Raw genomic sequence first — 23,060 nt, 5'->3', positions numbered from 1 at the left:
CGCCGTTCCCACCCGATACATCGATATAGAAAGTGGCTCTAGCGCACATAAAACCTGCGCTAGAAGCTACTAAATTAGGAGCAAACAGCATGACCCGCCGCCTCTTCCTCACCACCCTGACCAGCAGTGCCGCCCTGGCGGCCTGGTCGCCCCTCACGCTGCTGGCCCAGGGCCTGGAGCAAGTCAAGATTTACTACGGCTTCCCGCCCGGCAGCTCGGGCGACAGCGTGGCCCGCCGCGTCGGCGAGAAGCTGATCGGCACCGCCTACACCAAGAACGCCGCCGTGGTCGACAACAAGCCCGGCGCTGGCGGCCGGATTGCGCTGGAAACCCTGAAGGCCGCGCCCGCCGATGGCTCGGTGCTGGCGCTGGCGCCGGTGTCGGCCATGTCGGTCTACCCGCACATCTACAGCAAGCTCAGCTACGACCCCAAGGACTTCGCCCCGGTGTCGATCGGCGCGATCATGCACCACGGCCTGGCGGTCGGTCCGGCCGTGCCGCCCTCGGTCAAGACCTTGAAGGACTTCCTGGCCTGGGCCAAGGCCAACCCGGACCAGGCCAGCTACGGCTCGCCCGGCGCCGGCTCCATGCCGCACCTGCTGGGCGCGCTGCTCGGCCTGCGCTCCAAGGTCGACCTGAAGCATGTGCCCTACCGCGGCACCGTGCCCGGCATCACCGACCTGGTGGGCGGCCAGATCGCCTCCACTATGAACCCCAGCGGCGACTACCTGGCCTATGCCAAGGCTGGCAAGCTGCGCGTGCTGGCCACCTCGGGCCCGCAGCGCTCGCCCTACTACCCCGACGTGCCGACCTTCGTCGAGCAAGGCTTCCCCGACCTGGTGGTGGAGGAATGGTTTGGCTTCTACGCCCCGGCCAAGACCCCGGCCGCCACCCTGGCCAATGCCACGGCCGCCATCAACGCCGCGCTGAAAGACAAGGTGGTGGTGGACAGCCTGGCCCTGGTCGGCCTGATCCCCCATGGATCGAGCGCCGAGGAAATGGCCAAGTCGCAGAAGGCTGAGTTCGAACGCTGGGGACCGTTGGTGAAACAAATCGGTTTCAGCGCAGATTCTTAGGCACACCCCCAGGCTTGCCCACTTCGTGTGGCCGCCACCCCCCTTGCAGGGGGCGGCACTGGCGGCCCGGCGAAGCCGGTTCCGCTGTGCCCTGGAGGGGGCGTGGCTGCGCTCGCCCTTGGAAGAAATGTAGTTCCCGCGCTTATTTCATAAGCGCAAGCAGCTATCGAAAGTAGAGCATGACTGCATTGAATGACATCACCTTCATCCTGAACGACGTGTTGCAGGCTCCGGCCCAGTGGCAGGCGTTGCCGGCGTTTGCCGACACCGATGCCGATCTGGCTCTGCAGGTGCTGGACGAGGCCAGCAAGTTCGTCGCCAGCGAGATCGCGCCGCTGCACCGGGTGGGCGACGAGCTGGGTTGCAGCTTCAATGCGGGCCAGGTGACGGTGCCGCCGGGTTTCAAAGCGGCCTACCAGGCGTTCTGGCAGGCCGGCTGGCCGTCGCTGTCGTGTGCGGTGGAGGACGGTGGCCAGGGTTTGCCGGCGGTTTTGGAGGGCGTGCTATTCGAGATGCTGGCCGGTGCCAACCACGGCTGGACCATGGCGCCCGGCCTGCTGCACGGCGCCTATGCCTGCCTCAAGCACCACGGCAGCGACGCACTCAAAGCCGCCTATCTACCCAAGCTCGCCAGCGGCGAATGGCTGGCCACCATGTGCCTAACCGAAGCCCACGCCGGCAGCGACCTGGGCCTGGTGCGCAGCAAAGCGCTGCCGCAGGCCGACGGCAGCCTGCGCGTGTCCGGCACCAAAATTTTCATCTCCGGCGGCGAACACGACCTGACGGACAACATCGTCCACCTGGTGCTGGCCCGCCTGCCCGATGCGCCCGCCGGCCCCAAGGGCCTGTCGCTGTTCCTGGTGCCCAAGGTCTTGCCCGACGGTCAGCGCAATACCGTGGTCTGCGAGCGCATCGAGGAAAAAATGGGCTTGCACGGCAGCCCGACCTGCGTGCTGCGCTTCGACGAAGCCATCGGCTGGCAGGTCGGCGCAGCGAACAAGGGCTTGAACGCCATGTTCGTGATGATGAACGCTGCCCGTCTGCACGTCGGCATGCAGGGCATAGGCCTGCTGGACGCCGCCTGGCAGAAAGCCCAGGCCTATGCGCAGGAGCGCCGGCAGATGCGCGCGCCAAAGTCAGTACAAGGCCCGGACCTGATCACCGAACACCCGGCAATCCGCCGCATCCTCGACACCCAGCGCGCCTGGATCGACGGCGGCCGGGTGCTGGCCTACCACACGGCCCTGCAGTTGGACGTGGCCGAACACCACCCCGACGCCGCCGAGCGCGCCACCGCCCAGCGCTGGTGCGCGCTGGTCACCCCGGTGCTGAAGGCCGCGTTCACCGACCAGGCCTTCAGCGGCGCCAGCGCCTGCCTGCAGGTATTTGGCGGCCACGGCTATATGCGCGAATGGGGCATAGAGCAGATCGTGCGCGACGCCCGGGTGGCGATGATTTACGAGGGCACGAACGAGATCCAGGCCATCGACCTGCTGCTGCGCAAGGTGCTGGCCGATGGCGGTGCCGGCCTGTCCAGCCTGCTGGCCGACCTGCCCGGCGACCGGCGCCGCGATGCGTTGCTGGAAACTACCGCCGCCCTGGTGCAGGCCGCCCAGACCGACGCCGAGCTGCCCTACTGGGTGGCCGACGACTACCTGCGCGCCCTGGCCCTGGTGCTGCTGGACTGGGCCTGGGGCCGCATCGCCGCCGCGCCTGGAGCACACACACTGCGCTGGGCCGAGCCGGCCCAGGCCTTCCAGACCTGGGTGCTGCCCGAGTTCGACATGCGACTGGCCATCATCCGCCAGCGCCTGCCCCCACGAATAAGTAAAAAAACCGCCGCTAGCGCAGCATCTGTGTGCGCTACCAGCTACTGATTCAGTAGCAAACCCGTTTCCCCGCTCCCCCAGCTTTCAGCGTGTTGAGGCCACGCTGTGGGCTCCCCTGCGCCTCGACCTTGGAGACAACAACACCATGATAAGAAGATTGCACCCTGGATTACTCGCCCTGTCGGCCCTGCCGGCAGCCCTGCTGATAGGTTGCGGCGGGTCGGACAGTTCGCTGCCCCAGCTCTCCGCCGCCAGCGCCGGCACGCTGCTCTCCTGTACCGATCTGGTCAGCAAGATCAGCTTCCCCAACACCACGATCACGGCCGCCAATGCGGTTGCGGCGGGCACGCTGACGGTGGCCGGCACACCCGTGCCAGCGCACTGCCAGATCACCGGCAGCATGTACCCACGCGTCAGCGCGGTGGACGGCAAAAGCTATGCCATCGGCTTTGAGATGCGCCTGCCCAATGCCTGGAACGGCCGCTTCTTCTACCAGGCCAACGGCGGCATTGACGGCAACGTACTCACAGCCATCGGTAATGTCGATGGAGAAAATAGTGGCGGCCCGACCAACGCCTTGAACATGGGCTTCGCCGTCATCAGCTCGGACGCCGGCCACGCCGCTGCGCTGGGCGCAAGCTTCGGCATCGACCCCCAGGCGCGCCTCGACTACGGCTACCAGGCGGTAGCCAAGCTCACCCCCATGGCCAAAAGCGCGATCCAGACCGCCTACGGCAAGGGCCCGGACCGCTCGTACTTCGGCGGCTGCTCGAACGGCGGGCGCCACACCATGGTGGCCGCCGCGCGCTATGCCGACCAGTACGACGGCTTCCTGGTCGGCAACCCCGGCTTCAACCTGCCCAAAGCGGCAATTGCCAACATTGCCAGCGCCCAGATCTACGCCACGCTGGCCAGCACGCCAGGCGATTTGTCCACCGGCTTCACCACCGCCGAGCGCACCCTGGTCTCCAAGGCCGTACTGGCCAAGTGCGACGCGCTGGACGGATCCACCGACGGCCTGGTGCAGGACACCGGCGCCTGCCAGGCCGCCTTCAACCTGGACCGTGACGTGCCCACCTGCAGCGGCACGCGCGACGGCAGTTGCCTATCGGCTGCACAGAAAACCGGCATCGCCAAGATCCTCAGCGGCCCGACCACCAGCAGCGGCAGCAAGATCTACGCGAGCTTTCCGTATGACGCGGGACTGGCCGGCAGCGGCTACGGCTTCTGGGAATTCACCGCACCGCTGGTGCTCGACTCGGGCGGTGTGGGCTTGATCTGGCCGGCCCCGCCAGAAGACCCCACCACCTTCAATGGCCCGGTGTTTGCGCTCACCGGCAATGTGGACACCATGCTGGCCCGGGTCAACGCCACCACGGCGCTGTACACCGAGAGCGCCATGTCGTTCATGACCCCACCCAACCCCAGCAACCTGTCGGCCGTAAAGGGCCGGGGCGCCAAGATGATGCTGTACCACGGCACCAGCGACCCGATCTTCTCCAGCGACGACACCACCGCCTGGTACGACGCCCTGCGCAGCGCCAACGGCGGCGACGCCAGCAACTTTGCCCGCTTCTACCGCGTGCCCGGCATGAACCACTGCTCGGGCGGCCCTGCCACCGACCAGTTCGACATGCTGACGCCACTGGTCAACTGGGTCGAAAAAGGCCAGGCCCCGGACAGCGTGACGGCCAACGTGCGCGGCCCGGGCAATGCGGTTGCGGTCAATCCCGACGTCCCCAGCAGCTGGTCCCCCACCCGCAGCCGCCCGCTGTGCGCCTACCCCAAGGTGGCCCGCTACAACGGCAGCGGCGATGTGGAAAGTGCGGCCAGCTTCAGCTGCAAGTGAACGCCTGGTACCGCCAGCGCCCACCTCAAAAATAAGTAAAAAAACAACTGCTAGCGCAGAACCTGCCTGCGCTAGCAGCTACTGATTCAGTAGCAAACCTATTGCCCCATTCCCCCAGCCTGCAGCGTGTTGAGGCCACGCTGCGGGTGCCCCTGCGCCTCGCCCTTGGAGACAACACCATGAAAAGAAGATTGCACCCTGGATTACTCGCCCTGTCGGCCCTGCCGGCGGCCCTGCTGATGGGCTGCGGTGGGTCGGACAGCGCGGTACCGCAGCTCTCGGCCGCCACCCCGGCCACGCTGCAGTCCTGCGCCACCCTGGCCAGCAGCCTGGCGCTGCCCAATACCAGTATCACCTCGGCGGTCGACGTAGCCGCCGGCGCACTGGTGGTCACCGGCGTCAGCACGCCCATCCCCGCACACTGCCTGGTCAAGGGCAAGATGAACCAGCGCACCAGCGCAGTCGACGGCGCCAGCTACGCCATCGGCTTCGAGATCCGCATGCCGGTGGCCTGGAACGGCCGCTTTCTGTACCAGGCGAACGGCGGGCTGGACGGCAGCGTGGTCACTGCCGCCGGCGCGACCAGCGGTGCCGCGCCCATCGCTCCCGGCCTGAGCCAGGGCTTTGCGGTGCTGAGCTCGGATGCCGGCCACGGCGCACCCACGCCCTTCTTCGGCCTGGACCCGCAGGCCCGGCTCGACTACGGCTACCAGGCCGTGGGCAGCCTGACGCCCATGGCCAAAAACCTGATCAAGTCTGCCTACGGCAAGGCACCCGACCGCTCCTACTTTGCCGGCTGCTCGAACGGCGGCCGCCACGCGATGGTCGCCGCTGCCCGCTATGGCGACCAGTACGACGGCATCCTGGCCGGCAACCCCGGCTTCCACCTGCCCAAGGCTGCCACCACCCAGCTGTGGAAAGCCCAGCAGTACGCCACCGTGTCCAGCCTGGACTCCAACAGCCAGCCGGTGCTGACCAGCGCCGTCACCCCGGCGGAATTCAGCATGGTCGGCGCCAAGATCATCGCCAAATGCGATGCGCTGGATGGTGTCACCGACGGCCAGGTGCAGGACGTAGCTGCCTGCCAGGCCGCCTTCAGCCTGCAAAACGACGTGCCCAGCTGCAGCGGCGCCCGCGACGGTAGCTGCCTGACGCCGGCCCAGAAGACGGTGCTGGGCAATATCTTCGCCGGCCCGAAGAACAGCAAGGGCGAGGCCCTGTACACCGGCACCTGGTTCGATCCGGGCATTGCCGGGGCCAACTTCGCGTCCTGGCATTTCGGCTCGCCGGCCACCCGCGATGCCGGCGCCGTGGCCTTCATCTTCGCCACGCCGCCCTCCACCACGGCCGCCTTCGCCGCCACCACCGGTTTGCAGTACGCGCTGAACTTCAGCATGGAGACCGACTATCCGAAGATATTCGCCACCACCTCGGTGTATACCGAATCGTCCTGGGCCTTCATGACGCCGCCGAACGAGAGCCAGCTGAACACGCTGCGCAACCGCGGTGCCAAGCTGATGGTCTACCACGGCGTGGCCGACGGCGTGTTCTCGCCGCTCGACACCGCCAACTGGATGGATGCCTTGCAGGCGAACAACAGCGGCAATGCCAGCAGCTTCGCCCGGCTGTTCCTGGTACCGGGCATGAACCACTGCTCGGGCGGCCCGGCCACCGACCAGTTCGACATGCTGGCCCCGCTGGTCAACTGGGTGGAAAAAGGCCAAGCCCCGGACAGCGTGATCGCCAACGTGCGCGGCGCCGGCGCCAATGTGGTCAACACCGAGCTGCCCACAGCCTGGTCGGCCACCCGTACCCGCCCGCTCTGCGTCTACCCCAAGGTGGCCCGCTACAACGGCAGCGGCGACGTGGAAAGTGCGGCCAGCTTCAGCTGCAAGTAGGCTGGGACCGGCAAAAAATGGGGGCTGGCCACGGCTGGCAAAATAGCACTATGACCGTTACCAGCCCCCGCAAGTCCATTACCTCCGTCGACAGCAGTGCCTTGGAGACCCTGGTGGGCTACAACACCCGGCGGGCCTCGCTGGTGATCACCGAAGTTTTTGTCGAGCGCATGGCGGTGCACGACCTGCGCATGGTGGAGTTTTCCATCCTGTCGCTGGTTGGGCACAACCCCGGCATCACCTCGCGCCAACTGTCCAGCGCCCTCAGCATCCTGCCGCCCAACCTGGTGAGCCTGGTCAACGGCATCGACAAGCGCGGCCTGGTCGAGCGCCAGCCGCACCCGGTAGATGGCCGGGCCGTCGGCCTGCACCTCACCAGCGCTGGCGAAACCCTGCTGGCCGAGGCCGAACACACCGCGGCCCAGCTGGAAATGGAATCCACCGCCAGCCTGAGCGCCGCCGAGCGAAAAACCCTGATCCGGCTGCTGCAAAAAATATACCGCGCATAAATCTGCACCAGCGCATATACCCTATGCGTGCATTGCTATTAAACTAGTAGCAAAATTGATTTTTGCGGTATAGTTGCACCGCCATCCGGGCGCAAAGCCAGCAACCGGACACCCCCAACAAACATTGCACCGAGGAGAACACCCTATGAGTTCCAAAGAAAACGTCGCCGTCCACCAACTGCTGGCCCTGCTGGAATCCCGCTACGCCATCCGCGTGCTGTGGGCCCTGAAAGACGGCCACGCCCAGACCTTCCGCCTGCTGCAAGACAGCGTCGGCGGTGTCACCCCCAACACCTTGAACACCCGCCTCAAAGAGCTGCGCGAAGCCGACCTGCTGACCCACGGCTCCGACGGCTACAGCGTCACCCCCACCGGTGCCGACCTGCTGAAACGCCTGAGCGACATCCAGGCCTTTGCCGGTAAATGGTCGGTAGCCCAGGCCAAGAAGGTCAAGTAAGCTGGAATGCCATGAAGTCACCGATAGAGTGACCATGGTTTCCAGTCGACGGATTCAAATTGCAAGCCTTGGCAAAGGCAGAGGGAGGTTCAAAGTGAGGATGGAATCACCATGCTTGACCAGCCGCTACGCCCCTTCCCGGCATACGAAGAAGCCTCTCCTCTTCACAGCAAGCGCAACTCCGCCTCCGGCACAGACCTAAAGAGAGGCCCGCTGGCAAAGCCGCTCCCCCAAGCGCGTTGCCAGGGCAGTCCAAAGCGCAGTCTGGCGGCCTTGCTCGCCGGCCTTGCCTGCTACGGCCCAAGCCAGGCCGAGCCAGCGGGCGGCAACATCGCTGCGGGCAGCGGCAGCATCAGCCAAACCGGCCTCACCACGACCATCAACCAGAATAGCCAGCACCTGGCCATCGACTGGTCCCGTTTTGGCATTCGCGCCAACGAAACGGTGCGGTTTGCCCAACCGAATGCCCAGGCCATCGCACTGAACCGTGTTACCGGCCGAGAGTCGTCCAGCATTCTGGGCAGTCTGATCGCCAATGGGAACGTGTTCATCCTGAACCCGAATGGCGTGCTCATAGGCTCTGGCGCGCAAGTCAATGTCGGAGGCCTGGTCGCCAGCACACTGGATATCAGCAATGCCGATTTTGAAGCAGGCCGGTACCAGCTGGCGGGCAGCAGCACGGCCAGCGTAGCGAACCAGGGCACGATCACCGTCCCCCCTGGCGGCAAGGTCGCGCTGATTGCCCCCAGCGTTGCCAATACCGGCCAGATCCACGCCCCCCAAGGCAGCGTGCTGCTGGCGGCTGCCAATGGCGTCAGCCTGAAACTGGCCGATGGCAGCCCCATCGGCTACACCCTGACCCAGGGCGCGGCCCAGGCCCTGGTAGACAACGGCGGCATGGTGCTGGCCGATGGTGGCAAGGTGGTGCTGACGGCCAAAGGCCTGGAAGGCTTGAACAACGCCGTCATCAACCACAGCGGCATCGTCCAGGCCAGAACGGTGTCGCAACGCAACGGCAGCATCGAGCTGCTGGGCGATGCGGGTAGCACGGCACTCGTCAGCGGCACTTTGGACGCCAGCGGCCAGAGTGCCGGCGACAGCGGCGGTACCATAAAGGTGCTGGGGCAAAAGGTTGGCTTGTTTGGAGCCGCCCGCCTGGATGCCAGCGGCCCCGCGGGTGGGGGCATGGTCCTGGCCGGAGGCAACCAGCAAGGCCTGGGGCCCGAGCCCAATGCCGATGCCGTCTATATGGCCTCCACAGCTACCATCGACGCCAGTGCCACGCAGGCCGGCAATGGCGGCAAAGTCGTCGTCTGGGGTACTGACGTAGCCAATGTGCATGGCCGCATCCTGGCCACGGGCGGCGCACAGGGCGGCAATGGGGGTGCGGTAGAAACATCTGGGCACGCGCTGGATACCAATCGCATTGAGGTCGATGTTTCCGCCCCGCAAGGCCAAGGTGGCCTGTGGCTGCTGGACCCGTATAACGTCACCATCTCCAGCGGAGTTCAGACGGGCGGCGCCTTCACCAGCAATGTGTGGGCGCCTACGGCCTCGGGCTCGCTGGTCAACACCGGCAATATCCAAACCATTCTGAACGCTGGCGGCAGCGTCACCATCACCACCGTCGGGGCTGGAGCCCAAGAGGGCAATATCGCCATCAATGGCAATATCCTGAAGAATGTGGGCTCGGCCGCCACGCTGACCCTGATTGCCGATGGCCGCATCACCAGCAATGCCACCGTCGGCAGCCACCGCACCATCACCAGTACCAGCAATGCACTGAATGTCGCCATGACCGCCAATGCCACCACCACGGCTGCCGGCAACAATGGACTAAAACTGCAATTTGTGGATGTAACAGCCAATGGCGGCAATATCAGCCTGACGGCCACGGGAGCGCAGAACGGCACGGCTTCGGCCCTGCAGTTTCTGAACGGTTTTCTGAACACCACAGGCACTGGGAATATCAACATCACCGGCACCATGCCCAGCAATGGCAACTCCCAGGGCGTGGTAATGAACTCGGCGACCCTGACCACAGCCAGCGGAGCCATCACAGTACAGGGCACGAGTGGCGGCACCGGCACCATTACCGGCGTCAATGGCAACGGCGCGTCGCTCATGAGCACCAACAATACCGGCGTGAAACTTACAGGCAGCAACACCTTGCAAAGCACCTCGGGCGGCAATATTTCACTGACCGGCATTGCAACCGGCGCCGTCAGTACCTGGGCCGGGGGCGGTGTGGAGATTGGCGCTGGCGACACCATTTCTACCACCGGGGCAGTCAACATCATCGGCACCGTCTCCAACCCGGTATCCACTACCTACAGAAACCAGTTGTCCACCGTCAATTTTGCGGGGAACACCGGTACGGCGATCAACGTCACCGGAGGCACGGTAAATATTTCCGGCACCAATACCACCGTCGGCCAGGCCGGCACCACCAGCAATAGCAATGCCGGTTTGAAACTGGCGGGCAAGATCAACATCACATCCACCACGGGAGCCGTCACCCTCAGCGGCTCCAATGCCGGAGGCGATGGCGTGTGGGGTTCCGGCACCGCCAATGCCACGGTTTCCATCTCCGCACCGGTGGCCAGTGCAGTCAATATCAATGCGGCCGCGCTGGATGCCGTCAATGGCTATACCGGCTTCTATGTGGGGGGCAACGCCACCCTGGCTTTTTTGACCACGGCACCCGTCCACCTGGCTTCCCAGACTGCAGAGACATCCACCCACAATTCCATCTGGAACAAGGGTTTCATCAGCACTCCTGGAAACCTGGTGATCACATCCACCGGTGGTGCGATTTCAGACGATGCAGCTGCCAATGCGGGTGTCTTCTCCAATGTCGGAGGCACTACCCACATCACCAGCATGGGTGGCGGCAACGCCGTCAGCCTGACCCATGCCAGCAATAAATTTACGGGAGCCGTGTCGATCAATGCCGGCGCCGCCAGCCTGGTCAACAGTACCGCCTTGTCGCTCGGCAGCAGCACCATCGCTGGCGCCCTCACGCTAACTGCGCCTGGAATCACCCAAACCGGAGCCATCACCGCCAGCGGAGCAACCACACTCCACGGCGGTGGCAGCGCCATCAGTTTGACCAACGCAGGCAATGACTTCAGCACGCTATCAGCCAACAATGCCGCAGGCGTAACGGTCGTGGACGCGAATGCGCTGGGCGTCACCGGTATCGCTTCCACCAACACGGTACAACTAACCACCCTCACCCAGAATTTGACTACCAGCGGCAGCCTGGCGGTCAGCAATGGCGACTTGACACTGACCGCCGGCGCCAACACAGCGCGCGGAACCAGCGCGGGCGGCGATGTGGTGAGCAGCGCCACCTTGTCGGTCGATTCCGGCAAAAAAATCTATGTCTACAGCGGTGCCTTGGGCTCGACCAGCCTGGGCGGATCACTGGCCACACAAGCCGCGGCAGGTAGCGGCAATTTCCGTTACAGCAAGCAGGCGGGCGATGCGCCCGGCGCAAGCTCGGTAGGCGATGGCACCACCTATGTGCTGTACCGGGAACGCCCCACACTCACGGTCACGCCCACCGACCCCAGCAAGGTCTACGATAAAAATGCCGCAACCGACCCCAGCCTGGGCTATGCCATTTCCGGCCAGGTACATGGAGATACCGCCAGCCAGATACTGAACGGCAGCCTGGTGCGCAGTGCGGGACAGAACGTCGGCAGCTACAGCATCAGCCAGGGAAGCTTGGCCGACCAACTGGGATACCAGACCAGCTTCAGCGCAGGGCATAGCTTTGCCATCACCCCCGCCCCACTGACCGTCAGCGGCAGCAGCGCCGCCTCCAAAACCTATGACGGCAACACCACAGCCGCCGTCAGCGGCGGCACGCTCAGCGGCGTGGTCACAGGCGACACCGTGACCCTGGGCCAAAGCGGTAGTTTCGACACCCGCGACGTGGGTACCGGCAAGACCGTCACGGCGGCCTTCAGCCTGGGTGGCAGCGGGGCCAGCAACTACGTGCTGGCCAGTTCCTCTGCCACCACGACCGCCGACATCACCCCCAAGGCCCTCACCGTCGCAGCCAACGCCGCGTCCAAGGTCTACGACAACAACGCCGCTACCGACCCCAGCCTGGCCTATGCCACCAGCGGACTGGTCAGCGGTGACAGCCTGACGGGGACGCTCAGCCGGGCCGGCGGCCAGAATGCGGGCAGCTATGCCATTGGCCAGGGCAGCCTGGCCAATGGGAACTACAGCATTGCGTTCACAGGCAATACGTTCTCCATCACACCTGCGCCATTGACCATTTCTGCCAACAATGCCAGCCGCCTGGTGGGACAAAACAACCCCTCCTTCAGTGCCACATACAGCGGTTTCGTGGCGGGCGAGAGCGCTGGCGCTTCTGATTTAACCGGCAGCCTGGCCTTCAGCACCGGTGCTGGCAGCAACTCCGTGCCAGGTAGCTACGCCGTCGTTCCCAGCGGCTTGGGCAGCAACAACTACCAGCTGCACTATGTCGCAGGAACATTGCGAGTTCTTCCGGCCAGCATGGCGGCCGTGACACTGGGGTCTGCTGGCCTGGAGCTCGGTTATGCCGCAGCACTGTCCGACTTGCCCCGCATGCAGACGGGCAGCGCGCTGCCCATGCAACAGCCCCCTACCCTCCAGAAAAACTGCGGAGGGAGTCTGGCCTCAGCCGGCCCGACCGACGCATGCCGGGCCAAATGAAGGCAGTACGAGCACACACACTTGCAGCATTTTTGTGGGGCTTGTTAGCACCGGCACTGGCACAGACGCCCCCGGACCAAGTGGACACCAGCGCATCGCCCATGTCCCCCAGCGCGGAAAGAAAAATTCCCGTCCGGCAGATCCACGTAACGGGCGCCACGCTGTTTCCCGCCGCCACACTGGAGGCGCTGGTCAGCCCGCTGAATGGCGGCGAACATACCCTTACCGAACTCAACCTCGGCATAGAACGCATCAACGCGCTCTACCGCGCGAATGGCTGGACTCTGGTACGCGCCTACCTGCCACCGCAGGCCATTCAAAATGGAGAGCTTGAAGTACGCGTTGCAGAAGGCGCGTTGTCCGAAATACGCATCGACAACCGGAGCCGGCTGCGCACCGAGGTACTGGAAGCCCGGCTGGGCCACATCCGGCGCAACGCGCCCATCAACCTGTACCAGCTCGACCGGGCCGTATTGCTGCTTTCCGACATGCCGGGCATCGAGCCCCAAGCCGAGCTGGCGCCCGGAACGACCACGGGACTCACCGAACTACGTATCAACGTACAGGATTCCCCACTGCTGACGGGCCGACTGGAGAGCGACAACCATGGCTCCCAATACCTGGGCCGCATGCGCTACGGCGGCAAATTCGCGCTGAACAACCCCTTCGGCTACGGTGAGCAATTCGGCCTGCATCTGCTTAGCAGCCAATCTGCCCTCTTTTTCGGCCATCTCTCGGCACAGGTGCCCCTGGGTACCGATGGCCTGACGCTGGGCACCAGCATCATCCGCACCCAATACCGGCTGGGCTCCGACTTTGCCCAGCTGGACGCCACAGGCAGCGTCAAAGCCGCAACAGTCCGCGTCAGCTACGCCTTGATTCGCAGCCCGGAGCGCAATCTGGTGGGGCAGATCAGTGCCGAAAACCGTGCTTTGCAGGACAAGGTCAATGCAACCCAGACCACCATCGACAAGCACGCACAGCATTGGAGCCTGGACCTCACGCTCAGCCAGCTCGACCGCATGGACGGGAGCAATCTGCTGGCCCTGCAACTGGGCACCGGATACCTCCGCCTCGACAGCGATGTCTCTCGTGCCATTGACGCAGCCAGTGCCCAGACAGCCGGGCGTTACAGCACCTTGGGCCTGGAACTGCAGCGCACCCAGCGGTTGAGCCCCCGGTGGGAGGCGTACCTGCGCCTGCATGGGCAACTGGCATCCCAGAATCTGGACTCCTACGACAAACTGGCTATCGGCGGCCCTGCCGGCGTACGCGCCTATCCATCCGGCGAAGCCACGGGCGACCAGGGCTGGCTGTCCCAGTTGGAACTGCGCTATGCGATCACACCCATGTTCATACCCAGCGTGTTTTGGGATACTGGAAGCGTGCGTATCAGCAAAAATCCCTTCCTGACCGGTACCAACCACCGCCGGCTAGAAGGCGCAGGGCTCGGTTTGCGCGGCAGTTACAAGGCACTGGACTGGCAAGCCTGGCTGGCTTGGCCGCGCACCGGCCCAGCCCAATCTGAACACGACAAATCCCCTCGCGCCTGGATTCAAGGCCGCTGGGCCTTCTGATCAATACCTTCTCAAGATTTTTCTGCAGCTGCATTTGAGCCTCGACTCCGTATTTGGCCGACGTTCTCTGAAGCTAAATCGTAAGGACTCAAACTTGGCGCGTTGCCTCTCGGAACGCTACCGCTTCCTTGGTTAGCCAGTCAGCCACCGCGCGCGCCGCGGGGTTGCGCAGCACACGTTTGGTCTGCAACAAGTGGTAGCCCGCAGCAAGCGGCGCATAGGCAGGCCAGACCTCCATGAGACGGCCCTCGCGCACATCGTGATCGACCAGCACGGCATGTCCTATGGCAATACCAAGGCCCGCGGTCGCCGCAGTCAAAGTAGCCTCCGTGTCCTGAAACTTCATATTGCGTGCGCTCGCCAACTCTTCCACTCCGCAAGCGGCAAGCCATTTGGACCATTTGCTGGTGCGCAATAGATCGTGCAGCCAGGGAAACCTTTTGAGATCGCCAATTTCCTGGATGCTCCCCGGCTGCCGCCCAACTCAAACAGGTGCTGCTGGCCCAGGGTATGTGGTCGCAGTACCTGGAGGTCGGCATTGGCCCGGACGCCGAAATCTTCACCAAATCCCAGGTGCTGAGCGTCGTCGGCGTAGGCGCCGAGGTCGGCATCCACCCGGGCAGCGTCTGGAACAACTCCGAGCCCGAAGTGGTGCTGGCCGTCAACAGCCGCGGCGAAACCGTGGGTGCAGCGCTGGGCAACGACGTCAACCTGCGCGACTTCGAAGGCCGCAGCGCCCTGCTGCTGGGCAAGGCCAAGGATTCCTGCGCCATCGGCCCGTTCATCCGCCTGTTCGATGCGGATTTCGGCATCAACGAGGTGCGCCGCTGCGACCTGGCGATGCAGGGTGCCAGCAGCCGCAGCAAGATCAGCCGCGATCCGTTGGACCTGGTGGCCCAGGCGATTGGCCCGAACCACCAGTATCCCGACGGCCTGATACTGTTCCTGGGCACCATGTTCGCCCCCACTCAGGACCGGCATGGCCCGGGCCAAGGCTTCATCCATGTGGTGGGCGATGTGGTGACGGTGGCCACGGCCCAGTTGGGGCAGCTGGTGAACCGGGTCAATACCTGCGACCGGGTGGCTCCCTGGACCTATGGCATCAGCGCGTTGCTGCACGACCTGGCGCGGCGCAATCGCGCATAAGCCCGAATACCCCTGCGGGCTGCTGGCATAATCCAGGGTCTTTTAGGGCTGCTGCGCACGTCTACTGTGCGACAGCAGCTATTACTTCCATAGCAAACAAGCTACGCAGCGCCAGAGTGGCGGGCCACAGGCCTGCCGCCCGGGCGCCGCGTGGGCATGACAGCAATACATTCAAGGAATTCACATGGCATTCACCACCACCGCCTCCGGCCTGCAGTTTGAAGACACCATCCAGGGCTCGGGCGACGTCGCCACCAAGGGCAAGAGCGTGACCGTGCACTACACCGGCTGGCTGTACAACGACGGCGTGCAAGGCGCCAAGTTCGACTCCAGCAAGGACCGCAAAGACCCGTTCGTGTTCTCCCTGGGCGCCGGCATGGTCATCAAGGGCTGGGACGAAGGCGTGGCCGGCATGCAGATCGGTGGCGCCCGCACCCTGATCATCCCCGCAGCCCTGGGCTATGGCGCCCGCGGCGCCGGTGGCGTGATCCCACCGAACGCCACGCTGAAGTTCGACGTGGAATTGCTGGCCATCAAGGGCTAAATTCCGGTTTTTTAGGCGGCTAAGCCCTTGCAAACAGGCGCTTAGCCCCCAGTCTGTGTCGCTGGTTCATTCCATTTCCTCATAAGCATGTCTGATATCAATCCCAATCCCGACCACAACCCGCTGGACAGCATGGCCCCCACCGACGAGCAGCCCGCTGCCAGCGATGCGGAAGCCCTGGCCCAGGCCCAGGCCGAGTTGGCTGCGTTGAAAGCCAAAAGTGCCGATCTGGCCGACCAGTTCCTGCGCGCCAAGGCCGATGCCGAGAACGCCCGCCGCCGCGCCGAGGAAGACATCGCCAAGGCCCGCAAGTTCAGCCTGGAAAGCTTTGCCGAAAGCCTGCTGCCGGTGGCCGACAGCCTGGAAGCCGGCCTGGCGATCAAGGACGGCACCACGGCCCAGATCCGTGAAGGCGCTGAAGCTACCCTGCGCCAGCTGAAAAGCGCACTGGAACGCAACAAGGTGATCGAGATCGCCCCTCCCGCCGGCACCAAGTTCGACCCGCACCAGCACCAGGCGATCAGCGTGGTACCGGCCGAGCAGGAAGCCAATACCGTGGTCAGCGTGCTGCAAAAAGGCTATTTGATCGCCGACCGCGTGCTGCGCCCGGCTTTGGTCACCGTTACTGCACCTAAATAAACAAAAAGCGGTAACCCCACTCTTGAAGTGGCGAAAGTTATCCACACGTTAGCAACACAAGGGTTTTTGCAGCACGAACTGGCAACAACCCGCTCCACTCACATAAATCGAAGGAAGCAATCATGGGAAGAATCATTGGTATTGACTTGGGCACCACCAACAGCTGCGTCTCCATCATGGAAGGCAATGTGCCCCGCGTCATTGAAAACTCCGAAGGCGCGCGCACCACGCCGTCCATCGTGGCCTACCAGGAAGACGGCGAAGTGCTGGTTGGCGCGTCCGCCAAGCGCCAGGCCGTGACCAACCCGAAGAACACGCTGTACGCCGTCAAGCGTTTGATCGGCCGCAAGTTCTCGGAAAAAGAAGTCCAAAAAGACATCGATCTGATGCCTTACAAGATCGTGGCAGCCGACAACGGCGACGCCTGGGTCGAAGTGCGCGGCACCAAGATGTCGGCCCAGCAGGTCAGCGCCGACATTCTGCGCAAGATGAAGAAGACCGCCGAAGACTACCTGGGCGAGCCGGTCACCGAAGCCGTGATTACCGTGCCAGCGTACTTCAACGACGCGCAGCGCCAGGCCACCAAGGACGCTGGCCGTATCGCCGGCCTGGAAGTCAAGCGCATCATCAACGAACCCACCGCTGCAGCCCTGGCCTTCGGCCTGGACAAGCAGGAAAAGGGCGACCGCAAGATCGCCGTGTATGACCTGGGCGGCGGTACCTTCGACATCTCCATCATCGAAATCGCCGATGTCGATGGCGAAAAGCAATTCGAAGTGCTGTCCACCAACGGCGACACCTTCCTGGGCGGCGAAGACTTCGACCAGCGCATCATCGACTTCATCATCACCGAGTTCAAGAAAGAATCCGGCGTCGATCTGTCCAAAGACGTGCTGGCCCTGCAGCGCCTGAAAGAAGCCGCTGAAAAGGCCAAGATCGAACTGTCGAACGGCGCCGCCACCGACATCAACCTGCCCTACGTGACCGCCGACGCTTCCGGCCCCAAGCATCTGAACATCAAGCTCAGCCGCGCCAAGCTCGAAGCCCTGGTGGAAGAGCTGATCGAACGCACCATCGCCCCTTGCCGCCTGGCGATCAAGGATGCTGGCGTGTCGGTCTCCGACATCCATGACGTGATCCTGGTCGGCGGTATGACCCGCATGCCCAAGGTGCAGGACAAGGTCAAGGAATTCTTCGGCCGCGAACCCCGCAAGGACGTGAACCCTGACGAAGCCGTGGCCGTGGGCGCCGCGATCCAAGGCCAGGTGCTGTCGGGCGACCGCAAGGACGTGCTGCTGCTGGACGTGACGCCTCTGTCTCTGGGTATCGAAACCCTGGGCGGCGTGATGACCAAGATGATCAACAAGAACACGACCATCCCGACCAAGTTTGCGCAGACCTTCTCCACCGCCGACGACAACCAGCCGGCCGTGACCATCAAGGTGTTCCAGGGCGAACGCGAGATCGCCAATGTGAACAAGCTGCTGGGTGAGTTCAACCTCGAAGGCATCCCGCCCGCAGCCCGTGGCACGCCGCAGATCGAAGTGTCGTTCGACATCGACGCCAACGGCATCTTGCACGTCGGCGCCAAGGATAAAGGCACGGGTAAGGAAAACAAGGTCACCATCAAGGCCAACTCCGGCCTGTCGGAAGCCGAAATCCAGCAAATGGTGAAAGACGCCGAGCTGAACGCCGCCGACGACAAGAAGAAGCTGGAACTGGTGCAAGCCCGTAACCAGGGCGAAGCCAGCGTGCACAGCGTGAAGAAGAGCCTGACCGAATACGGCGACAAGATCGAAGCGTCCGAAAAGGACAGCATCGAAGCCGCCATCAAGGCCCTGGAAGAAGCGCTGAAGGGTGACGACAAGGCTGCGATCGACGAAAAGAACACCGCCTTGATGACCGTCAGCCAGAAGCTGGGCGAAAAAATGTACGCCGACATGCAAGCCAAGCAAGCTGCCGAAGAAGCCTCTGCCGGCGCAGCCGCCGGTGGCGCCGAAGCCGCTGCCGAAGCCAAGCCCGCTGCCGACGACAACGTCGTCGACGCGGAAGTGAAAGAGGTCAAGAAAGGTTAATCCCGCGGGGTTCACTCCACCGGACCCGCGCCGCGTTCGAATGCCCCTCACGGGGTTTCGACGCGGCTTTTTGCGTACTGGCGCTGATGTGGCTCATCCCGGATCGCTGTATTGAGAAAGTAATTGCAGAATGAGCAAAAAAGACTACTACGAAACCCTGGGCGTTCCCAAGAACGCTTCCGACGAAGAAATCAAGAAGGCCTATCGCAAGCTGGCGATGAAGCACCACCCTGACCGCAACCAGGGTGATGCAGGCACTGTCGCGGAAGAAAAGTTCAAGGAAGCCAAAGAGGCTTACGAGATGCTGAGCGACGCGCAAAAACGCGCGGCCTACGACCAGCACGGCTTTGCCGGCGTCGACCCGAACATGCGCGGCGGCCCGGGCGCGGAAGGCTTTGGCGGCTTTGCCGAAGCCTTTGGCGACATTTTTGGCGACATGTTCGGCCAGAGCCGGGGCGGTGGCCGCGGTGGCCGCCAGGTGTTCCGCGGCAGCGACCTGAGCTACGCCATGGAAATCACCCTGGAAGAAGCCGCCCGCGGCAAGGAAGCGCAGATCCGCATCCCCACCTGGGAAGCCTGCGACACCTGCCACGGCAGCGGCGCCAAGCCCGGCACCCAGGCCAAGACCTGCGGCACCTGCGCGGGCCAGGGCACGGTGCAGATGCGCCAGGGTTTCTTCAGCGTGCAGCAAACCTGCCCCACCTGCCGCGGCACGGGCAAGGTGATCCCCGAGCCCTGCACGGTCTGCAGCGGCCAGGGCAAGCTGAAGAAACAAAAGACGCTGGAAGTGAAGATCCCCGCCGGCATCGACGACGGCATGCGCATTCGCAGCGTCGGCAACGGCGAGCCGGGCTCCAACGGCGGCCCCTCCGGCGACCTGTACATCGAGATCCGCACCAAGAAACACGACATCTTTGAGCGCGACGGCGGCGACCTGCACTGCTCGGTACCAGTGAGCTTCATCACCGCGGCCCTGGGCGGCGAGATCGAAGTGCCGACGCTGGCCGGCAAGGCCGCCATCGACATCCCCGAGGGCACGCAAGCCGGCAAGCAGTTCCGCCTGCGCGGCAAGGGCATCAAGGGCGTGCGCGACAGCTCGCCCGGCGACCTGTACTGCCACATCACGGTGGAAACGCCGGTCAAGCTCACCGAGCACCAGCGCAAGCTGCTGCGCGAGCTGGAAGAGTCGTTCAAGAAGGGCGGCGGCAAGCATTCGCCCTCCGGTGACAGCTGGACCGACAAGCTGAAGAAATTCTTCAACGCATAAGGTGTTGAAGCAAAGCGCCCGGCGTTACAACCGGGGGCTTTTTTCGTTTGCGGCTGCCATCGCTTTTGCTATTGTGTTGATAGCTACGGGTGCAATTCCTACCTGCGCCGGCGATCTATTTGTTATAAAAATAGCAGGATGGGCAGGTAGCAAATAGGTGGTCGCGGCTTATAGTTGAACTTTTGCCAGCGCAAGGACACCGCCATGAAAACCAAAGCCGCAGTCGCCTGGAAAGCCGGCACCCCCCTGACAATAGAAACCGTGGACCTGGAAGGCCCGAAATTCGGCGAAGTGCTGGTCGAAATCAAAGCCACCGGCATCTGCCACACCGACTACTACACCCTCAGTGGCGCCGACCCCGAAGGCATCTTCCCCGCCATCCTCGGCCATGAAGGCGCGGGCATCGTGGTCGATGTCGGCCCCGGTGTGACGACATTGCAGAAGGGCGACCACGTCATCCCCCTGTACACCCCCGAATGCCGCCAGTGCAAGTTCTGCCTGAGCCGCAAGACCAACCTGTGCCAGCTGATCCGTGGCACCCAGGGCAAGGGCCTGATGCCTGACGCCACCAGCCGCTTCAGCCTGGGCGGCCAGCCCATCTTCCACTACATGGGCACCAGCACCTTCAGCAACTACACCGTGGCCCCCGAGATCTCCCTGGCCAAGATCCGCAAGGACGCCCCGTTCGACAAGGTCTGCTACATCGGCTGCGGCGTCACCACCGGCATCGGTGCCGTGCTGTTCACCGCCAAGGTCGAAGCCGGCGCCAATGTGGTGGTGTTCGGACTCGGCGGTATCGGCCTGAACGTGATCCAGGGCGCCAAGATGGTGGGCGCCGACAAGATCATCGGTGTCGACCTGAACCCGGCCCGCGAAGCCATGGCCCGCAGCTTTGGCATGACCCACTTCCTGAACCCCAAGGACATCGAAGCCGCTGGCGGCAACATCGTCGATGCGATTGTCCAGCTGACCGACGGCGGTGCTGACTACAGCTTTGAATGCATAGGCAACACCAAGGTCATGCGCCAGGCGCTGGAATGCACCCACAAGGGCTGGGGCCGCAGCATCATCATCGGCGTGGCCGAGGCCGGTGCCGAGATCAGCACCCGGCCGTTCCAGCTGGTCACCGGCCGCAAATGGGAAGGCTCGGCCTTCGGCGGCGCACGGGGCCGCACCGACGTGCCCAAGATCGTCGACTGGTACATGGAGGGCAAGATCAGCATCGACCCGCTGATCACCCACACCATGCCGCTGGAGGACATCAACAAGGGCTTTGATTTGATGAAGCGCGGTGAATCTATCCGCGGAGTCGTGCTGTTTTAACGCCCCGCCCTCCCTTCCCATTTCTTTGATTGGCTGTATGACCGAACCCCTGAAAACCCTCTCCGAGCACGGCTGTTTTGGCGGCGTGCAAACCTTCTACCAACACGACTCGCGCGAGATCGGCTTGCCGATGAAGTTCTCGGTCTACCTGCCGCCGCAGGCCAACCACGGTCGCGTGCCGGCCCTGCTGTACCTGGCGGGCCTGACCTGCAACGAAGAAACCTTCATGACCAAGGCCGGCGCCCAGCAATACGCGGCCCAGCACGGCCTGGCCTTGATTGCGCCCGACACCGGCCCGCGCGGCGCGAATGTGCCAGGCGAGACCGATGACTGGGACTTCGGCCTGGCCGCCAGCTTCTACATCGACGCTACCGAGGCCCCCTGGTCCACCCACTACCGCATGGAAAGCTACCTGACCAAGGAGCTGCTGCCGGCCATCGCCTCCGAGCTGCCGATTGACCCGCAGCGCGTCGGCATTTTCGGCCATTCGATGGGCGGCCACGGCGCGCTGACCCTGGCGCTCAAGCATCCAGGCCTGTTCAAGTCGGTATCCGCCTTCGCCCCCATCTGCGCACCCACCCAGTGCGGCTGGGGCCAAAAAGCCTTCAGCGGCTACCTGGGCGCCGACAACACCGATTGGCCCAAGCACGACGCGGTGTTCCTGATGGCCGCCAAGACCTCGGCGCCCTACCCCGGCGGCATCCTGATTGACCAGGGCCTGGCCGACAAGTTCTTGGCCGCCCAGCTGAACCCGCATATCTTCGAAGCCGCCTGCCAGGCCGTAGGCCAGCCACTGATCGTGCGCCGCCACATGGGCTACGACCACGGCTACTACTTCATCACCACCTTCATGGCCGAGCACATCGCCTTCCACAGCCAGGCGCTGCAAGGCAACTAAGCTCTCAAAACAAACTCGACTGCCCCGACAGCAGCCCCGGCCGGAACTGCGCCACATCCAGTTCGACCCGCTCGCGGTTCAGCCCCAGCTTGGCGCAGGTCTTGTGGAAGCGCTGGCGCAGCAGCTCGGCCCACAGGCCGCTGCCCTTCATGCGGGTAGCAAAGTCGGCGTTGTAGTCCTTGCCGCCGCGCATGTCCTGGATGCGCGCCATCACCCGCTCGGCGCGCTGGGGGTAGTGCAGCTGCAGCCATTCGCGGAACAGCGGCCGCACCTCCCAGGGCAGGCGCAGCACGGTGTAGAACGCGGTGCGCGCGCCGGCCTCATAGGCGGCGGCCAGCACCTGTTCCATGTCGTCGTTGATGAACGGAATCTGCGGCCCCACGCTGACGCCCACCGGCACGCCGGCCTCGGCCAGCGCGCGGATGGTGCGCAGCCGGCGGTACGGCGCAGCAGCCCGTGGCTCCAGGGTGCGGGCCAGTGCGCCGTCCAAGGTGGTGATGGTCACGTAGACCGCTGCCAGCTTCTGCGCCGCCATCGGCGCCAACAGGTCCAGATCCCGCTCCACGCCGCTGCCCTTGGTCACCAGGCCCACCGGATGCCGGCAGCGCTGCAGCACCTCCAGCGCGCCACGGGTCAGGCGCAGCTCGCGCTCCACCGGCTGGTAGCCGTCGGTCACCGTGCCCAGGGCGATCATCTGCGGCACATAGCTCTTGGCCGCCAACTCGCGCGCCAGCACTTCGGCCAGGTTGCGCTTGGCGATGATGCGGGTTTCAAAGTCCAGCCCTGGCGACAGATTCAGGTAGCTGTGCGTGGGCCGGGCATAGCAATACACGCAGCCATGCTCACAGCCGCGGTACGGGTTAAGCCCGTAGTCGAAGTAGATGTCGGGCGAGTCGTTGCGGGTGATGGCGCTACGCGCGTCTTTAAACGTGACCTCGGTGGCCAGCGGTGCCCTGGGCTCGGCGTCTTGCAGCGTGCCCCAGCCGTCGTCGAACGCATCGCGCTCCAGCGATGTGAAGCGGTGCGCCAGGTGCGTGGCCGTGCCACGGCCTTTGATGGCGTGGATGGGGACGATGGTGTGGGACATGGCAGGACAAAATAAGGATTAAATCGGCCTCTGGCGCTGATAGAAGCTGCGCAAGCTGCTATCAAAACAGGAATTCACCCATTACTGTAATTTTATACAGTAAATTTCAGACTTCAAGTACCCGCTGCGTCCATACGCGATCCGGGTTCGCGTCTTTTTTTTCGGCTACC

Annotated in this window: 16 protein-coding genes and 1 pseudogene; 15 read left to right on the top strand and 2 right to left on the bottom strand. The window is 63.9% G+C overall.

What is annotated here, in order from left to right:
• Positions 1 to 89: 89 nt before the first annotated feature.
• From J2X19_RS06330 to J2X19_RS06295, 8 genes are all read left to right on the top strand, one after another.
• Complete coding sequence (locus J2X19_RS06330) at positions 90 to 1,076, top strand: Bug family tripartite tricarboxylate transporter substrate binding protein (protein ID WP_116608921.1); 987 nt, start codon at positions 90 to 92, stop codon at positions 1,074 to 1,076.
• Between the two features lie 179 nt (positions 1,077 to 1,255).
• A complete protein-coding gene (locus J2X19_RS06325) occupies positions 1,256 to 2,953 on the top strand; it encodes an acyl-CoA dehydrogenase family protein (protein ID WP_310371634.1) in 1,698 nt (565 codons plus the stop codon).
• Positions 2,954 to 3,050: 97 nt separating this feature from the next.
• On the top strand, positions 3,051 to 4,754 hold the full coding sequence (locus tag J2X19_RS06320) for a tannase/feruloyl esterase family alpha/beta hydrolase (protein WP_310371632.1): 1,704 nt from the start codon (positions 3,051 to 3,053) through the stop codon (positions 4,752 to 4,754).
• A 179-nt stretch (positions 4,755 to 4,933) separates the two neighbouring features.
• On the top strand, positions 4,934 to 6,652 hold the full coding sequence (locus J2X19_RS06315) for a tannase/feruloyl esterase family alpha/beta hydrolase (RefSeq protein WP_310371629.1): 1,719 nt from the start codon (positions 4,934 to 4,936) through the stop codon (positions 6,650 to 6,652).
• Between the two features lie 50 nt (positions 6,653 to 6,702).
• Positions 6,703 to 7,161, top strand: a complete 459-nt coding sequence (locus tag J2X19_RS06310) for a MarR family winged helix-turn-helix transcriptional regulator (protein WP_310371627.1) — start codon at positions 6,703 to 6,705, stop codon at positions 7,159 to 7,161.
• A gap of 145 nt (positions 7,162 to 7,306) precedes the next feature.
• Positions 7,307 to 7,618 (top strand): winged helix-turn-helix transcriptional regulator, encoded by a 312-nt coding sequence (locus J2X19_RS06305; RefSeq protein WP_092758496.1) that lies wholly within the window; start codon positions 7,307 to 7,309, stop codon positions 7,616 to 7,618.
• 273 nt (positions 7,619 to 7,891) lie between these two features.
• The gene (locus tag J2X19_RS06300; RefSeq protein WP_310371625.1) at positions 7,892 to 12,334 is read left to right on the top strand and encodes a beta strand repeat-containing protein; all 4,443 of its coding nucleotides are present in this window, start codon (positions 7,892 to 7,894) and stop codon (positions 12,332 to 12,334) included.
• Positions 12,335 to 12,435: 101 nt separating this feature from the next.
• Positions 12,436 to 13,911 carry a ShlB/FhaC/HecB family hemolysin secretion/activation protein gene (locus J2X19_RS06295; RefSeq protein ID WP_310371623.1) on the top strand — a complete coding sequence of 492 codons (1,476 nt, stop codon included), beginning with the start codon at positions 12,436 to 12,438 and terminating at the stop codon, positions 13,909 to 13,911.
• Positions 13,912 to 13,999: 88 nt separating this feature from the next.
• Here J2X19_RS06295 and J2X19_RS06290 read toward each other — a convergent pair whose 3' ends face one another.
• The gene (locus J2X19_RS06290) at positions 14,000 to 14,326 is read right to left on the bottom strand and encodes a LysR substrate-binding domain-containing protein (protein ID WP_310371621.1); all 327 of its coding nucleotides are present in this window, start codon (positions 14,324 to 14,326) and stop codon (positions 14,000 to 14,002) included.
• A 50-nt stretch (positions 14,327 to 14,376) separates the two neighbouring features.
• On the opposite strand from J2X19_RS06290, the pseudogene J2X19_RS06285 reads away from it, so the two are divergent.
• The 7 genes and pseudogenes from J2X19_RS06285 to fghA form a co-directional block, all read left to right on the top strand.
• Positions 14,377 to 15,057, top strand: a pseudogene (locus tag J2X19_RS06285) (fumarylacetoacetate hydrolase family protein); the annotation flags it as partial.
• Positions 15,058 to 15,241: 184 nt separating this feature from the next.
• A complete protein-coding gene (locus tag J2X19_RS06280; RefSeq protein ID WP_092758500.1) occupies positions 15,242 to 15,601 on the top strand; it encodes an FKBP-type peptidyl-prolyl cis-trans isomerase in 360 nt (119 codons plus the stop codon).
• Between the two features lie 132 nt (positions 15,602 to 15,733).
• Complete coding sequence (gene grpE, locus J2X19_RS06275; protein WP_310372646.1) at positions 15,734 to 16,240, top strand: nucleotide exchange factor GrpE; 507 nt, start codon at positions 15,734 to 15,736, stop codon at positions 16,238 to 16,240.
• 122 nt (positions 16,241 to 16,362) lie between these two features.
• On the top strand, positions 16,363 to 18,315 hold the full coding sequence (dnaK, locus tag J2X19_RS06270; protein ID WP_116608932.1) for a molecular chaperone DnaK: 1,953 nt from the start codon (positions 16,363 to 16,365) through the stop codon (positions 18,313 to 18,315).
• Positions 18,316 to 18,445: 130 nt separating this feature from the next.
• Positions 18,446 to 19,582, top strand: coding sequence for a molecular chaperone DnaJ (gene dnaJ / locus J2X19_RS06265; RefSeq protein WP_116608933.1), 1,137 nt, complete (start codon positions 18,446 to 18,448; stop codon positions 19,580 to 19,582).
• A 204-nt stretch (positions 19,583 to 19,786) separates the two neighbouring features.
• Positions 19,787 to 20,905, top strand: a complete 1,119-nt coding sequence (locus J2X19_RS06260) for an S-(hydroxymethyl)glutathione dehydrogenase/class III alcohol dehydrogenase (RefSeq protein WP_092756767.1) — start codon at positions 19,787 to 19,789, stop codon at positions 20,903 to 20,905.
• Positions 20,906 to 20,942: 37 nt separating this feature from the next.
• On the top strand, positions 20,943 to 21,803 hold the full coding sequence (fghA, locus tag J2X19_RS06255) for an S-formylglutathione hydrolase (RefSeq protein WP_310371613.1): 861 nt from the start codon (positions 20,943 to 20,945) through the stop codon (positions 21,801 to 21,803).
• A 4-nt stretch (positions 21,804 to 21,807) separates the two neighbouring features.
• On the opposite strand, the gene J2X19_RS06250 is transcribed toward fghA, so the two are convergent.
• Positions 21,808 to 22,890 (bottom strand): PA0069 family radical SAM protein, encoded by a 1,083-nt coding sequence (locus tag J2X19_RS06250; RefSeq protein WP_310371611.1) that lies wholly within the window; start codon positions 22,888 to 22,890, stop codon positions 21,808 to 21,810.
• Between the last annotated feature and the right edge of the window lie 170 nt (positions 22,891 to 23,060).

The organism is Rhodoferax ferrireducens, assembly GCF_031458075.1.
Lineage (GTDB): Bacteria > Pseudomonadota > Gammaproteobacteria > Burkholderiales > Burkholderiaceae_C > Rhodoferax_B > Rhodoferax_B ferrireducens_A.
Note: the sequence above shows the minus strand (reverse complement) of the source record. Positions and strands in the feature narration are given on the sequence as shown.

Bases quoted from the DNA above. Each gene is read 5' to 3' on its own strand.
- J2X19_RS06305 (WP_092758496.1), top strand. From the start codon at position 7,307: ATGAGTTCCAAAGAAAACGTCGCCGTCCACCAACTGCTGGCCCTGCTG.
- dnaJ (WP_116608933.1), top strand. From the start codon at position 18,446: ATGAGCAAAAAAGACTACTACGAAACCCTGGGCGTTCCCAAGAACGCT.
- J2X19_RS06315 (WP_310371629.1), top strand. From the start codon at position 4,934: ATGAAAAGAAGATTGCACCCTGGATTACTCGCCCTGTCGGCCCTGCCG.
- fghA (WP_310371613.1), top strand. From the start codon at position 20,943: ATGACCGAACCCCTGAAAACCCTCTCCGAGCACGGCTGTTTTGGCGGC.
- J2X19_RS06310 (WP_310371627.1), top strand. From the start codon at position 6,703: ATGACCGTTACCAGCCCCCGCAAGTCCATTACCTCCGTCGACAGCAGT.
- J2X19_RS06325 (WP_310371634.1), top strand. From the start codon at position 1,256: ATGACTGCATTGAATGACATCACCTTCATCCTGAACGACGTGTTGCAG.
- J2X19_RS06280 (WP_092758500.1), top strand. From the start codon at position 15,242: ATGGCATTCACCACCACCGCCTCCGGCCTGCAGTTTGAAGACACCATC.
- J2X19_RS06250 (WP_310371611.1), bottom strand. From the start codon at position 22,890: ATGTCCCACACCATCGTCCCCATCCACGCCATCAAAGGCCGTGGCACG.
- J2X19_RS06330 (WP_116608921.1), top strand. From the start codon at position 90: ATGACCCGCCGCCTCTTCCTCACCACCCTGACCAGCAGTGCCGCCCTG.
- grpE (WP_310372646.1), top strand. From the start codon at position 15,734: ATGGCCCCCACCGACGAGCAGCCCGCTGCCAGCGATGCGGAAGCCCTG.
- dnaK (WP_116608932.1), top strand. From the start codon at position 16,363: ATGGGAAGAATCATTGGTATTGACTTGGGCACCACCAACAGCTGCGTC.
- J2X19_RS06320 (WP_310371632.1), top strand. From the start codon at position 3,051: ATGATAAGAAGATTGCACCCTGGATTACTCGCCCTGTCGGCCCTGCCG.
- J2X19_RS06260 (WP_092756767.1), top strand. From the start codon at position 19,787: ATGAAAACCAAAGCCGCAGTCGCCTGGAAAGCCGGCACCCCCCTGACA.
- J2X19_RS06295 (WP_310371623.1), top strand. From the start codon at position 12,436: ATGTCCCCCAGCGCGGAAAGAAAAATTCCCGTCCGGCAGATCCACGTA.